The organism is Rhizobium sp. AAP43, assembly GCF_001296045.1.
Lineage (GTDB): Bacteria > Pseudomonadota > Alphaproteobacteria > Rhizobiales > Rhizobiaceae > Allorhizobium.
This window is the reverse complement of sequence record NZ_LJHS01000005.1, coordinates 509,728-523,945: the sequence shown is the minus strand read 5'-3', so window position 1 is coordinate 523,945 and position 14,218 is coordinate 509,728. Positions and strand designations below refer to the sequence as shown.

At 59.9% G+C, this 14,218-nt stretch carries 14 protein-coding genes; 5 read left to right on the top strand and 9 right to left on the bottom strand.

The genetic code is table 11. The annotated features are described in order from the left end of the window. Positions 1–145: 145 nt before the first annotated feature. From IP76_RS05950 to IP76_RS05925, 6 genes are all read right to left on the bottom strand, one after another. Positions 146–1,261, bottom strand: coding sequence for a metallophosphoesterase (locus IP76_RS05950; protein ID WP_054157241.1), 1,116 nt, complete (start codon positions 1,259–1,261; stop codon positions 146–148). 165 nt (positions 1,262–1,426) lie between these two features. Continuing rightward, positions 1,427–2,689, bottom strand: a complete 1,263-nt coding sequence (locus tag IP76_RS05945) for a hypothetical protein (RefSeq protein ID WP_054157240.1) — start codon at positions 2,687–2,689, stop codon at positions 1,427–1,429. 86 nt (positions 2,690–2,775) lie between these two features. Continuing rightward, the gene (locus IP76_RS05940) at positions 2,776–3,327 is read right to left on the bottom strand and encodes a sarcosine oxidase subunit gamma (protein WP_054157239.1); all 552 of its coding nucleotides are present in this window, start codon (positions 3,325–3,327) and stop codon (positions 2,776–2,778) included. 10 nt (positions 3,328–3,337) lie between these two features. Then, complete coding sequence (locus IP76_RS05935; protein ID WP_054157238.1) at positions 3,338–6,295, bottom strand: sarcosine oxidase subunit alpha family protein; 2,958 nt, start codon at positions 6,293–6,295, stop codon at positions 3,338–3,340. After that, a complete protein-coding gene (locus IP76_RS05930) occupies positions 6,292–6,573 on the bottom strand; it encodes a sarcosine oxidase subunit delta (protein WP_054157237.1) in 282 nt (93 codons plus the stop codon). Before IP76_RS05930 ends, IP76_RS05935 begins: the two co-directional genes overlap by 4 nt. Before the next feature lie 9 nt (positions 6,574–6,582). After that, positions 6,583–7,836 carry a sarcosine oxidase subunit beta family protein gene (locus IP76_RS05925; protein ID WP_054157236.1) on the bottom strand — a complete coding sequence of 418 codons (1,254 nt, stop codon included), beginning with the start codon at positions 7,834–7,836 and terminating at the stop codon, positions 6,583–6,585. A 235-nt stretch (positions 7,837–8,071) separates the two neighbouring features. On the opposite strand from IP76_RS05925, the gene cysQ reads away from it, so the two are divergent. Then, positions 8,072–8,872, top strand: coding sequence for a 3'(2'),5'-bisphosphate nucleotidase CysQ (gene cysQ / locus IP76_RS05920; RefSeq protein WP_054157409.1), 801 nt, complete (start codon positions 8,072–8,074; stop codon positions 8,870–8,872). Positions 8,873–8,984: 112 nt separating this feature from the next. Continuing rightward, entirely contained in the window at positions 8,985–10,013 is a 1,029-nt protein-coding gene (locus IP76_RS05915) for a DUF2793 domain-containing protein (protein ID WP_054157235.1), read from the top strand. 42 nt (positions 10,014–10,055) lie between these two features. Here the strand turns inward: IP76_RS05915 and IP76_RS05910 are convergent, their stop codons facing one another. Continuing rightward, positions 10,056–10,799: a LuxR family transcriptional regulator gene (locus tag IP76_RS05910; RefSeq protein WP_054157234.1), complete on the bottom strand. Its 744-nt coding sequence runs from the start codon at positions 10,797–10,799 to the stop codon at positions 10,056–10,058. Positions 10,800–11,208: 409 nt separating this feature from the next. Here IP76_RS05910 and IP76_RS05905 point away from each other — a divergent pair, with 409 nt between their 5' ends. Next, positions 11,209–11,484: a DUF1153 domain-containing protein gene (locus tag IP76_RS05905; protein WP_006725852.1), complete on the top strand. Its 276-nt coding sequence runs from the start codon at positions 11,209–11,211 to the stop codon at positions 11,482–11,484. Between the two features lie 128 nt (positions 11,485–11,612). On the opposite strand, the gene IP76_RS05900 is transcribed toward IP76_RS05905, so the two are convergent. Continuing rightward, entirely contained in the window at positions 11,613–12,062 is a 450-nt protein-coding gene (locus IP76_RS05900) for a paraquat-inducible protein A (protein WP_082352420.1), read from the bottom strand. 122 nt (positions 12,063–12,184) lie between these two features. Between IP76_RS05900 and IP76_RS05895 the strand changes: the two genes are divergently transcribed. After that, the gene (locus tag IP76_RS05895; RefSeq protein WP_054157233.1) at positions 12,185–12,472 is read left to right on the top strand and encodes a GNAT family N-acetyltransferase; all 288 of its coding nucleotides are present in this window, start codon (positions 12,185–12,187) and stop codon (positions 12,470–12,472) included. A 97-nt stretch (positions 12,473–12,569) separates the two neighbouring features. Here the strand turns inward: IP76_RS05895 and IP76_RS05890 are convergent, their stop codons facing one another. Then, positions 12,570–12,920: a flagellar export protein FliJ gene (locus IP76_RS05890; RefSeq protein ID WP_054157232.1), complete on the bottom strand. Its 351-nt coding sequence runs from the start codon at positions 12,918–12,920 to the stop codon at positions 12,570–12,572. 436 nt (positions 12,921–13,356) lie between these two features. Here IP76_RS05890 and ctrA point away from each other — a divergent pair, with 436 nt between their 5' ends. After that, positions 13,357–14,058, top strand: coding sequence for a response regulator transcription factor CtrA (gene ctrA, locus IP76_RS05885; protein WP_054157231.1), 702 nt, complete (start codon positions 13,357–13,359; stop codon positions 14,056–14,058). Positions 14,059–14,218: the final 160 nt, after the last annotated feature.

Here is a 14,218-nt window from a genome sequence, read left to right as displayed (position 1 = left end):
TGAATTTCTGCCAAAGCTAGATCGCGCACGTGAAAGCCAGAAGACCATGCTGCGACGAAACATGTCGCATCAGCCTAAGTCAGTGTTCTCTGGACGCCGTCCACAACACCGGCGTCGGAACACAGAGCTTGAGCCGGGTGCCCCCTTACCCCCGCCGGAGTGTAAATTCCGTGAGCTCCGCCGGAACGCCAAGCCGCAGCGCAAAGCCGGGCCACAGGCCGGTACCATTGTTGACATAGAGCTGCATGGCGCCGATCCGGTAGAAGCCCGAGACATAGCCGTTATTGGCGTTCGCCACGATCCGGTCGAGACCGCGCACCATGCCGCCATGCGTATGGCCGGAAAGCTGCAGGGCGACACCAAGCTTTGCCGCGCCATCGGCCATCATCGGCTGATGATCGAGGAGGATGATCGGCGCACCATCGGGTGCATTGCGGATGGCACCGGCGACGTCAGGTGCCGGCGCCCCGCTCTGCGACGCTGAAAGATCCGTGACGCCGGCAATTACCAACCGGCCCTCACCGCGGGTGATCACCTGATGCGCATTGGAGAGCACCTGCATGTTCTGGCCAGCGAAATGGCTCATCCAGCGGTCGACATCGAAGAAACATTCGTGATTTCCCGGAACGGTGAGCACCCCGTCCCTCGCTCGCAATCCGGCAAGCGGCAGCACGTCGTTTCGCCGCATCTCGATATCACCGTCGATCAGGTCGCCGGTGATCACCACCAGATCTGCATCAAGCGCATTGGTTCGCGCCACGACGGCCTCGGTCCACTTGGCCGGAAATAGCCGGCTGATATGCATATCGGTGAGCTGTACCATACGGTAGCCGTCGAATTCCGCGGCAAGGCCCGGGATTGAAACCTCGATCCGCTTGACCGGCGGCACGATGATCGCCTGTGCGACACCAAGGCCAGCAAGCCCGAGAGCCGCCACACCCATGGCATAGCGCAAGCCACTTGGCAGCACCGGAAAGCCACCCTTCACGGCAAACAGCAAAAGACTGACGAGATCCGCCACCAGTTGGATGACCGCGAGGAATACCAGAGCACCGAACAGCAAGTTAAAGGCGATCACCAGTTCGCGCGGAAACTCCGGCGCAAAGACCGAGCCCGAGGAAAGGCGGCTGAAGAAGTGATATTGCGAGGCGACCAGCAGGATAAGCGCCAGCGCCAGCTTCGCCGGCCAAGGCCATTGCAATGGCAGAATAAAGCGGGTCGCAACGACCAGCCAGGGCAGCGTCAATATGAGATGAAACATCAGGGAGACCGGAGATTGGAGCGATTGATCAGAAGGACCGGGAGGCCCGGATACTGTTGGTCACAGGGAGGCAGGCTTTCGCATATGGGAGCCTGGGCGCCCACGACAAGAGCAGATGCCGTTTTGACGTCGCCTGTCCACTCCGCGCTGCGGGGGTACCTGGCCCTATTTGCCACCGCAGAGCGCGCTATAGGTCCGCTCCAGCGCCGCGAACCGATTATTAACCGGCAGTAGGCTGATCCTCAGTCGATCACGGCCGGCCAGCGGAAGATGGTCGAGCAGCCAATCGGCAAAGAATGCGGGCTCGTCTGATGCGGCAAGCCGCAGAGCCTCATAGCCCGCAAGCCCGCCAAGCCGCGCACAGAGAACGCCGCCACCATGAAGGTCTGCCAGGATCTCCGCCTTGAAAACGGGAAGATCGACGCATGCCGGGCCATCCTTCGCCGTTACAAGTGGCGCAATCCTCACAGCCGCCAGGGAATTCTCCAGCATCGGCTGCGGAAGATGCGCGTGGGAATCTTGCGTCTGCGCGCACATGAACGCCCCATCCCGGCAAAAGCCCTCGACTGCCGCGATTTCAACTGCGTGCTCGGCCTTGAGACTGTAGAGTTTTTGCTCCTGCGGACGTCCACGCACCCCATGGCAGGCGGCGATGACCGCAGCCGCACCGGGCACAAGATCGGCGGCAATGACGAAGGGAATGTCGAAGATCGCGAAATCGTCACCACCCGGCGGAACGGCGGCCATGATCGGCGCTTCGCCGCAACTGTCGAATGAACGACCAACGGGGGCGATATCGACGGCAACAAAAGCCGGATAGAGCCTGCCAAAATCGATCGGATCAGGCGGATAGGGTCGAGAGACGAAGGGCTGATCGTTGGCCACTGCACTGCGCGATCCGATCAGATCTGGCGGTCGTCGTGCCGGATCGATCAAGCGACCATCAAGCGGCGAGAACGCGACCACATAATTGGGCAAGGTCTCGTGCCCCTCTTCACGGGCTCCCGGCTCTGCCTCCCACTCCACGGCCGTCACTGTCACGGCATAGTCACCATCGGCAAGCTCGAACCAGAGATCAGAGCGCTCCGACGGTTCCGTCATCTGCTCGACGCCCGGCAAAGCATCAGAATTGTCGACAAGGACGCGGCCATGACGAACGCGATAGGCAAAGACCCAACTCGGCCCGGAAAACGCTTGCTCCTGGGCTGTGATCTCACCCGTGGTCAGGCGCAGCTTGAAGACACCGTCAAATCCAGTGGACCAGGCGATCAGCCGCTGGGCAGCGCTCTCCGCTGGATAGATGAAGGTCTCGGCATACCAAGCAATCGGCCAATGCTCGGCATGAACGAGATCGTCAGGGTGAAAGAGCACAAGATGGGCGACATCGGTCTCGAGCACGATTATTTTCGAAACCTGCTGCAAAACCATTCCCTCCACGTCCCGGCATTTCACCGGTCCGAGGTGTAGTGTCGCCGCCAGCACCTCTCAAGGTCAGGCGTCACAGGCGAGCCCCTTTAGGCAAACCCCGCGGTCAGCGCGAATTCACGGCCCATTTCGGAAATCGCATCGAAGACGTAACCGGCAAACGAACGCATCACGACGATCTCGAAGACATCCTCGCCGGTGCGCGCCAGATTGCCGGCAACATGGCAGATTTGGCAATTGCTAGACTGGCCGATCTCGAACAGATCAGGATGGAGATCAACCGCCGTGCATTTGGCCAGGATCGAGCGCACCCTCGGGCCACGGATCGAAAGCACCACCCGTCCATCGCTCTGATCGACGAAGGATACGCGAGCTTGGCCGAGATCAAGCAGTTGCCGCTCGATCGTATCCGCTGCCACGGTCTCGCTGACCACCAGCCATTCGCCGGGGCCGCAAAGGCGGACATGCACATCCTCGAAATTGGTCAGCGCCTCATCGATATCGGCCTCATGTCCGGCATGGGCCAGCACAGAAAAGACGACGGGCGAACGCAGAATGGACAGATGGTGCGGATTGGGAGCCGCCTCGAAACCGGAAATGTGGTCTTCGAGCACGTGACGGGCAGCATAGGTCACCGGCATAGCAGGGTCCTCACAGCTTCAGCTTCTTGTTATCGGGATCGTAGAAGACGGGGCTCACCACTTCGGCCAGGGTCTCCTCGCCGCGCAAACCGTCCCAGACCAGGATCTTCTCGCCCAGCCGCTCACGGCCGGATTTCAGGAAGCCAAGCCCGATCGTATGCCCAAGCGTCGGCGAGTGGCAGACGGAGGACACCCAGCCCTGATCGTTCAGCGTCGACGGCTTGATGCCCTCGCGCAGCAGATGCGCGCCCGCCTTGAAGCTCTTGTCCCGCTCGACGGGCCTGAGGCCAACGAGCTGCGGCCGGTCCGCAGCGGTCAGGCCGAAACGCGTCGAGAGCCGCTTGCCGATGAAATCTGCCTTCTGCGTCGAGAACATTTTGCCCAGGCCCACATCGTCAGGCGTCGTGCGGCCGTCGATCTCGCTATGGGTGATGAAGCCCTTCTCGATGCGCAAGACGTTGAGCGCCTCGACGCCATAGGCGCAGATGCCGTGCGGCTTGCCCGCCGCCATGATCGCATCTGCAACCGCCTCGCCGAGGTTCGCCGGCACCGCCACTTCGAAGGCCAGTTCGCCCGAGAAGGAAATGCGGAACAGCCGGGCCTTCAACCCGCCCTTCAACAGCACTTCGCGGGCAGACAGATAGGGCAGCGCCTCGTCAGAAATATCCTCGTCGACGATCTGCTCGAGAATGATGCGCGCCTTCGGGCCGGCCAGCGACATCTGCGCCCACTGGTCGGAGGAAGAGACAAAACGCACGTCGAGATCGGGCCAGAGAACCTGGGAACAGAACTCCATATGGGTCATCACCTCGGCCGCATAGGCGGTGGTGGTGGTGACGAAGAAATGCTCGTCCGAAAGCCGGCTTGTCGTGCCGTCGTCGAAGATCATCCCGTCCTCGCGCAGCATCAGGCCATAGCGCGCCTTGCCAACGGGGAGCTTGAGGAAGGCGTTGGAATAGATCCGGTTGAGAAACTCCGCCGCATCCGGACCGAAAACCTCGATTTTGCCCAGGGTCGAGACATCGCAAAGGCCGGCATTGGCCCGGACATTCAAGACCTCGCGATCGACAGCCTCGCGCCAGGTCTTTTCGCCGTCGCGCGGAAACCAGGAGGACCGATACCAAGCCCCGGATTCCACAAAGACGGCGCCGTTTCTCTTTGCCCAACCATGCAGCGGCGAGGTGCGGACGGGGCGGGAATGCTCATCCCGCGCCGTGCCTGCGAGAGCACCGAAGGATACAGGCGTGTAGAAGGGTCGGAAGGTCGTAGTGCCGATCTCGCCCGGCGAGACGCCACGCATGCCGGCCATGATGCCGATCGTAGCTATATTGCCGAGCTTGCCCTGATCGGTCGCCATGCCGCCGGTCGTGTAGCGCTTGGTGTGCTCGACATGACCCATGGCCTCGCGCTGGGCAAGGCTCAGGTCCTTCACATGCACGTCGTTCTGGAAATCGACAAAGGCCTTGGATTTGGCACCCGGCACATACCAGAGCGGCGCGAAGGACGCGTCATGTTCACCCTCGACCTCGGGCACCTCGACAGTGCCGACGAGACGGCCCAGATCGCCGATCGCCTCATGTGCCTTTTCTGCCCCATCGCGCAGGGCAGCAACAAGCGAGGAGAGACCGGCAGCGGAACCGGCGATGCGCAGACCCGCGCCCACATCAGGCGCCAGAAAGGCCTGATGCTCTTCCGACCAGTAAGGCTTGGCGCCCCGCTGGCAGGCCAGATGCACGATCGGGCTATAGCCGCCGCTCATCGCCAGCGCATCGCAGGCGATCTCCTCCTGATGGCCGACGCGCTCTGCAATCAGACCCTTAATGCGATGATAGCCCTTGGTATCAACGACGGAACCACCGCGAATGACACGAATGCCGGCGGGCGCAACATCAGAAGACTGTGTCCGCCCGTCAATGATGGCGGCAACGCCCACACCAGCGGCCACGAGATCGGCTGCCGTGCGATAGCCAGCTCCACCATTGGTGAAGATGGCAATGCTCTGACCTACGCCCACGCCGTAGCGATTGAGATAGGTGCTCACCGCGCCAGACGTCATGACACCCGGCCTGTCATTGCCGCCGAAAACCAGCGGCCGCTCTTCCGCGCCCGAGGCAAGGATCGCCCGCTTGGCGATAATGCGCCAGACGCGCTCGACGGGGAGTTCAGATGTCGGCTGGGCGACGTGCTTCTGCACCTTTTCGACGGCACCGAAGACATTGTCGTCATACCAGCCGAAAACGGTGGTTCGGGCCATCAGAGTCACATTCGGGTTGCCCTTAAGCTCCTCGACCACCGAGGCCGCATAATCCGCAGCCGGCATGTCGCCGACCGTCACGCGCTCGCTGAGCAGCGAACCGCCCATGCGGAAGCCTTCATCGGCGAGGATCACCCGGAGGCCTGCGCGGGCCGCCGCACGCGCTGCCATCAAGCCTGCGGGACCAGCCCCGATGACCAGCAGATCGCAATGCGCCCAGGCCTTCTCATAGCGATCAGGATCCGGCAGGAACGGCGTCTTTCCGAGCCCTGCCGCATGGCGAATGATGGGCTCGTAAAGCTTTTCCCAGAACGCTTTCGGCCACATGAAAGTCTTGTAGTAGAAACCGGCCGAGAGAAAGGGCGACAAGAGACTGTTGACCGAACCGATATCGTATTTCAGCGATGGCCAGCGGTTCTGGCTGACGGCTTCCAGCCCGTGATAAAGTTCGGCCACGGTTGCCCGGGTGTTTGGCTCTGTACGGCCTTCGGTGCCGATGGTCACCAGCGCATTCGGCTCGGCGGAACCCGCCGTGACGATGCCGCGCGGACGGTGATATTTGAACGAACGACCAACCAGCATCTGGTCATTGGCGATCAGCGCCGAGGCCAGCGTATCGCCTTCGAAGCCCGAAAAGGTCTGGCCGTCAAAGGTGAAGGACAGCGTGCGGGCCCGGTTGATCAGGCCCCCGGAGGACAGGCGATAACCGGTCATCGGCTCGTCTCCCTCACAAAGTCCTGGGCATCAGTCACGCTATAGACCTCATGGCTTGCCGCATTGTCACGCTCGACCACGAGAAAACGGCGACAGCCGGACGTGTGGTGCCAGTGCTCGAAAATGCGCCCCTTTGGATTATCGCGCAGAAAGACATAGGCATGCCACGCCTCATCGGAAGCACCGGCGGCCGGTCGCACCGGGCTTGCGCTGCCGCGAATGCTGAACTCTTCCTTGGGGCGAACGCCGCAATGCGGACATGTAATCAGACTGGCCATGGCGATGTCTCAATGCAGGTTCGGTTGTGGGCCCTTGCCGCCTTCGTCGACGGCAAAGCCGCGCTCGAAACGGTCGAGGCGCAAGAGGCGGGCCACGGGATGAGGTTCGTTCTTGGCAATCAGATGGGCAAAGCAGAAACCGGAGGCCGGCGTCGCCTTGAAGCCGCCATAGCACCAACCGCAATTGAGGTAGAGATTATCGATTGTGGTCCGGTCGATGATCGGCGAACCATCCATCGACATGTCCATCGCCCCACCCCAGGCACGCAGGACGCGCACACGCGAAAGGCCCGGAATAAGCGAGACGCCCTCCTCGATCGTATGCTCGACAGTGGCCAGATTGCCGCGCTGGGCATAAGACGAGTAGTAATCGATATCGGCGCCGAAAACCAAGCCGCCCTTGTCCGACTGCGAAATGTAGAAGTGTCCCGCACCATAGGTGATGACATTGTCAATCACCGGCTTGATGCCTTCCGACACGAAGGCCTGCAGCACATGCGTTTCGATCGGCAGGTCGAGCCCGGCCATCTTGCCGGTAACTGAGGTGTGGCCTGCCGTCGCCAGCGCCAGCTTGTTGCAGCCGATGAACCCCTTGGTCGTCTCGACGCCTGTGATCTGTCCGAGCTCGTCGCGGCGGATACCGGTGACTTCGCAGTGCTGGATGAGATCAACGCCGCGCTCATCGGCCCCGCGACCATAACCCCAGGCCACAGCGTCATGACGAGCCGTGCCGCCGCGCCTTTGCAGCAAGCCGCCCATGATCGGGAAGCGGGCATGATCGAAGTTGAGGCAGGGCATCATCGCGCGAACCTGCTCGCGGTCGAGCAGTTCAGCCGCAACGCCATGCATCATCATGGCATTCCCGCGCCGCGCATAGGCATCGCGCTGACCATCGGAATGGAAGAGATTAAGAACGCCGCGCTGCGACATCATCGCATTGTAGTTGAAGTCCTGCTCAAGCCCTTCCCAGAGCTTCATCGAGAACTCATAGAAAGGCTCATTGCCCTCGAGCATGTAGTTAGAGCGCACGATCGTCGTGTTGCGCCCGACATTGCCCGAGCCGAGATAGCCCTTTTCCAGAACCGCGACATTGGTGATGCCGAATTCCTTGGCGAGGTAATAGGCCGTTGAAAGCCCATGCCCACCGCCACCGACGATGATCACATCGTAATGGGGCTTGGGCTCCGGCTCACGCCACATCGGCGTCCAGTTCCGGTTTCCGGAAAGCGCTTGCCGGAAGATCGAAAGGGCGGAATAACGCATCGAACATCCTCTGAAATATCCCCGCACATTCGCACAGGCGTCACAAAGAGCAAGCGCGATCAGGACAAAAACCATACTGTTCGCGACATGGAACACAGCTTTAAACGCGGTGCAGCACAGAAACATCAGGCCGCTTCGAGGCCTTACGGCAATCGGCGCTTCCCTAAGCCCGGCACGGCGGGTAAACCGAAAAGGCGAGGCTCGGGAGGCCGGTCAGGTGCATAAGTCGACAGATATTCTGAAACTCTTCGAGGAAAGCGCGATCGCGGCCGGCCGCGTCATATTGGACATCTACCGCGCCGGTGCGGCTGTGCGCCTGAAAGGCGACAAATCACCGGTCACGGAAGCGGACGAGGCAGCCGAACGACTGATCCTTGAGGCACTGTCGCGCCATCTGCCGGACATTCCGGTCGTCGCAGAGGAAGAGGCAGCGGCTGGCCGCATTCCAGATGTTACCGGTCACCGTTTCATCCTGGTCGACCCGCTCGACGGCACGCGAGAATTCATCGGCGGCCACGACGATTTCACCGTCAACATCGCGCTGATTGAAAACGGTGCGCCCGTCCTCGGCGTTGTCCACGCCCCGGCCCTTGGCTATCTCTATCTGGGAGGCGGCGGCAAGGCCGAAAAGCTCGAGATCGATGATCTGGACCGCGTGCGCGCGCGTCACCCGATCGCCGTCCGAACGAAACACGCGACACCTTCGGCGCTCGTGTCCCGTTCGCACAATTGCGACGCCACAGACGCCTACATCAAGAAGTCGAAAATCTTGGAGCGCAAGGCGGTCGGATCTTCGCTGAAATTCTGCCTGGTCGCTGAAGGTGTGGCAGACGTCTATCCGCGGTTCAGCCCCACCATGGAATGGGACACCGCGGCAGGAGACGCCGTCCTGCGGGCCGCAGGTGGCATGGTGACGACCGAAGACGGCGCGCCGCTGACCTATGGAAAGCACCTGCCCGGTCTGCGTGCCTTTGAAAATCCTGACTTCATTGCCTGGGGAGACCGCCAGAAGGCGGGGATGAAAACGGAAAAATAGCTCGGTTTTTCAACGGATCCCCCTTCGAATCCTCCCCGCTCTGAAATGCTGAAGCAGACTCTTCCGCAACTGGCCTGCATGGCGCGGGCCAATAAGCGCGAGGAGATCACATATGCCCGACAGCACCACTGCCCATCTTGAACTCCCCTTCATCCTGCCAGCCCAGGCGCAGAAACACGTAACCCATAACGAGGCCTTGCAGCGTCTCGATGCGGTGGTTCAACTCGTGATCATTGCGGATCAGCCAAGTCCACCCGAGACGCCATCGGAAAGTGATGTCTATGCCGTATCCGCAGGCGCATCAGGCGTCTGGGCCAATCGCTCGGGCAAACTGGCCGTCTGGCAAGACGGCGCCTGGATCTACATCTCACCAAGGACAGGTTGGCGCGCCTATGCACTCTCGACCGGTAGCATAATGGTCTTCGACGGTACGGCCTGGGTCATCCCTCACCTTCCGCCCGACGCAAGCGTCGAAACGCTCGGCATTTCGACCTCAGCCGACGCGACGAACCGCCTCGCGCTTGCCTCTCCCGCCAGCCTGTTCAACCATGCGGGGAGCGGTCATCGGCTGACAATCAACAAAGCGGGCACACCTGAAACCGCAAGCCTGATCTTCCAGTCCAACTGGCAGGGCCTGGCCGAATTCGGCCTTGCCGGCGAGGACCAGTTTTCGATCAAGGTTTATGGGAACACGACCGGCTGGCGCCAGGCATTGACGATTGCGCCGCAAGGCTATGTTCGGGAAAACCATCGGCCCCTTGTCCGCGCAGCGCGCACCGACGTCACCCTGACCCCTGGCAGTGGAAGCTTCAGCGGATTCGACCAGCTGCATCATGCGCAAGGAGACCTGTCGCTTGGTGCGACACTCGCCTCCGGCTACGGGAAACCGGTCATCGTGCCGGCCTCAGGTTTCTATTGGATTTCGTTGGGCGCGGCCGCTGTGAGCACCGCGACCCATACGCTGCATGTCAGCCGCAATCAGACCACCGATATCATCAGCCATGTCGGAGGTGCCGGCACGTCGAGCGCTTGCGGGATCGCCTGGCTCGACGCTGGTGACAGCCTGTCGCTAAGGCATGCAAGCGCCACACAGTATCAGTTCGGCTATGGCAAAACGGAGCTCGCCATCGTCATGCTGTGACACGATCGGAGCCCGTCCAGCAAAACGGGCTCCACGCTCCCATTAGAGCAGATTGTAACGGCAGGCACGCGCGACGGCCTGCATGCGGTTGACTGCTTCCAGCTTGCGCATCGCGCTCTTCAGATAGCTGATCACGGTATGGCTCGAAATATCGAGGATAATGGCAATTTCATCGCTGCTTTTGCCGGCAGCCGACCAGCGCAGACATTCCAGTTCGCGTGCAGACAGTTTTTCCTTCGGCCCGAGCTGAGGCACAAGCAATTCGGCCCGTGCTTCAATCAGCTCCATTGCCGACAACTGCAGCAGCGCGATATCGTCGCGCGCTGGCGCCGTCACCCGACCAGAAAGGAGAAGGATATACTGCGTCAGATGACGATCGCGCAGCAAAAGCCCGAAACTCTCGGCAATGCCGTTTTCGATAAACAGCGACAGCAATTGACCACGCGTTTCTGCATTGGCAGAGCCGAAAAGAGGATTGGCTGCGAAAAAGACGGGCAGAATCGTCTGCCGAAACGTCGTTACCAGATGCGAAACGGCAAAAACCTCGGCTTCGGCATAGGCGAGCTTTAACGCTTCAGGCCAAGTGGTCGCGATCAGATTTGCCGAGAACTCCGGTCCATCACCCTGCGGAAACTGCGTCAGAAGACAGTGATCGAAGCCAAAACGGCGTCCGAGCGCTGCCAACTCGCCTTCGAGCCACTCGGCAGTGGCCGCCCGCTCTGGCAGCGAAGCCTCGTCGATATCCGAATGAATGCGCTGACGAATGATGTCTGTCGGCCTGAACATGGGACTCCTTTCGACCGGGTTAACACCCGGGCGGACAATGCTTCGCGTGAATACGGTATCGTTCCACATCGGGACAGATAACAACCGGGCCTGTCGCCGATCTTGCGACACGACCAAGTTAACGCCACTGCCCGGATAAAAAATCGGCGCTTGCTTCAGCAACTCCGAAAATGCTGGGCGCCAAATCGCACAAAACCAAAGGCGCGAGTAGCCTGCAACCGAGCATAACTCCTATGCAAATGCCGCAACTTTACGCAAAGGAAGGCAGCCGTGTCATGGGCTGAGGGCGAATATGCGTATGTGCTAGAACGGAAAAGTATTATCAAATGCTTACAATGGGCTTAGGCAAATTTTAAAGCATCGGGGGTAGCATGAGGGAGTGTGGTCTTGAGTATGTATAGAGAGTCCAATGACCGAAATGATCCGACCCCGAGTAAAATATGTCATCGGCCCCGATGGCAGCCCCCTTACGATTGCCGATCTTCCGCCGGCCAATACGCGCCGCTGGGTGATCCGCCGGAAGGCTGAGGTTGTCGCGGCTGTGCGCGGTGGCCTTTTGAGCTTGGAAGAAGCCTGCGAACGCTACACGTTGACGGTCGAAGAGTTCCTCTCCTGGCAGTCCTCCATCAACGATCACGGCCTGCCCGGCCTGCGCACCACCAGAATTCAGCAATACCGCCATTAATTGATAGACGGCCGCCCTCGGGCACCGGCAAATTATTTCAGCAAGACCCACAGTTTTTGAGGGATCGGCAGACCTTTGTCCGCCGGTCTCTTTTGGCTATGCCGTTCCAGGTGAACCAGCTCCGACGATTAGCGCGGCATGTGATGAAGCCACACGACGATCAGGCTTGAAGCGGCATAGAACCACAAGCCGGGCTGGGTGAATGCCTCGGCGAAACCACCGGTCTTCGCCGCAAAGATAACGATCGCCACCAGCAGCACATCCATCATCGACCATCGCGACAGGATCGGCACAATCCGTGCCAACCCCGCGCTATGCACCCTCCCCGGCTCCGGCCCGGCGAGATGCTCTGCCGAGACGAGCAGCAGTTTCATCAGGGGAAAAACGACCGAAACCAGCCCGACAACCAAAGCCAGAACCGGATCCCCGTCGCGCCAAAGACTGCTGATGATCTCGGCCAGCGACGCATCTGTGGAAAACACATAAAAACTTTGAAAACGCATCAGCGGCAGAACGATCCCGAGAGCCAGAAACATGCTCGCGAGAACGAGAAGGATTGCCTTCAGCCAGATATTCAAACCGGATCTCCGTGGGATTACCGCCTCCGGCGTTGACGCATTGTCATGCGATCGCGGAATTGTTGTCGGCGTTCGGGCAATGCTAAGCACAGCAAGGCCCGCGGACAACAGGAGAACGTCACATGCAGATCACCGAAGAAACCGGCCCATCCGGCGGCCGTTATCTGGCCAGCGTCGACGGCAAGGATGGGATCGCTGAAATGACCTATTCCCGCGCCTCTGCCACTCTGATCATCATCGACCACACCGGCGTACCCGATACGTTGCGCGGTCTGGGTGTCGGCCAGGCCCTGGCCCGGCACGCGGTGGACAAGGCACGTGAAGGCGGCTGGAAGATCATTCCGCTCTGCCCCTTCATGAAGGCGCAGATGGCTCGCAATGCCGACTGGCAGGATGTGCTGAGCCAATAAATCGGAAAAGAGAGGCTGCCTCAAAACAAATCAAGGTGGTCGCAGGACCTCCGCGACCACCTTGTTCTATAGACTTTCAGTCTGCAGGTCCGGGCGATCAGGCCCGGGCGCGCATGTTTCCATCACGCTCTTCGAGCGCTGCTGCCTTCTGGTATTCGGATTCCGCCTCTTCCAGCGCAAGCTCGGCGGCTTCCTGCTGGACCTTCAATTCCCGGATCGAGACCTGGAGATTGTCTGCGCGCTGGCGTGCTGCCTTTGCGAAGGTCGGATAGGCGAAATGGTTCTGATCGGTAATGCCGGATTTTTTCTCCTCGATGCCGATCTGAGCTTCAAGCTCACCCGCCATCCGTTCGAATTCCGCCATCATAGACTGCAACTGCTGCAACTGCCGACGCTTTTCGGTTACCTGAAAACCCTTCAGGCGTACCAGGCTCTCACGCGACTTCATACGCAATACTCCCGTGATGCGAGACCCCCCGCCACACTTGCTACTCAACACACCCGCCAACCGATTCGTCCAAAAAAAGTCCGCGGCGTTAACGAAAACCTACCTTTGGTAACCTTTCGTTTACGGGCATCGTTAATGATAAAGCCGATCACTTAAGGGTCAGTAAATGCCAGAGCCCCAAAAGAGCTCATGACAATGACGAGTCAAATGAATCGGTTACGGGGTTTCCCTGAGACACTGATTCAGCTGTGGCGATGACCAAAAGACATTGAGAATCAGGAGGCTAAAATCTTTGCTTAATAAGTTCAGTGCCCTTGCCAGAGGGAATTAGAATTTGTTAACCAATTGATGGCAGCCTTCAAATCAGGCAACGACTGGATCCGTATCGCGTAGGGGGCCAACTCGACCTTTTTTGGCGGCGGTAAAGGGGATAAATATGCGGGTTCTACTCATTGAAGACGATAGCGCGACGGCTCAGAGCATCGAATTGATGCTGAAGTCGGAGAGCTTCAACGTCTATACGACCGACCTTGGTGAAGAAGGCGTCGATCTCGGAAAGCTCTACGACTACGATATTATTCTGCTCGATCTGAACCTGCCCGACATGTCCGGCTACGAGGTGCTGCGCACACTCCGCCTGTCGAAGGTAAAGACACCGATCCTCATCCTCTCCGGCATGGCCGGCATCGAGGACAAGGTTCGCGGCCTGGGCTTCGGCGCTGACGACTACATGACCAAGCCGTTCCACAAGGACGAGCTCGTAGCCCGCATTCATGCGATCGTGCGCCGCTCCAAGGGCCATGCCCAGTCGATCATCATCACCGGTGAACTGATCGTCAACCTCGACGCCAAGACCGTCGAAGTGGGGGGCCAGCGGGTCCATCTGACCGGCAAGGAATACCAGATGCTCGAGCTGCTTTCGCTGCGCAAGGGCACGACACTGACCAAGGAAATGTTCCTGAACCATCTTTACGGTGGCATGGACGAGCCTGAACTCAAGATCATCGACGTCTTCATCTGTAAGCTTCGCAAGAAGCTCGCAAACGCAGCCGGCGGCGCAAACTACATCGAAACGGTCTGGGGCAGAGGTTACGTGCTGCGCGAGCCCGATAGCTCGGAATATATGGAAACGGCCTGACCGCATTTTCCCCTGCCGATCTGGATAGCCCGCGCCCTGCGCGGGTTTTTCCGTTTCAGGAGACGAGAAAGACCGCCCAAGCCGGAGACATGCGTCGCTCACAATGAAAAAGGGCGATGCCGAAGCACCGCCCTTCTGAAACTGGGAACGTCTCGTCGCC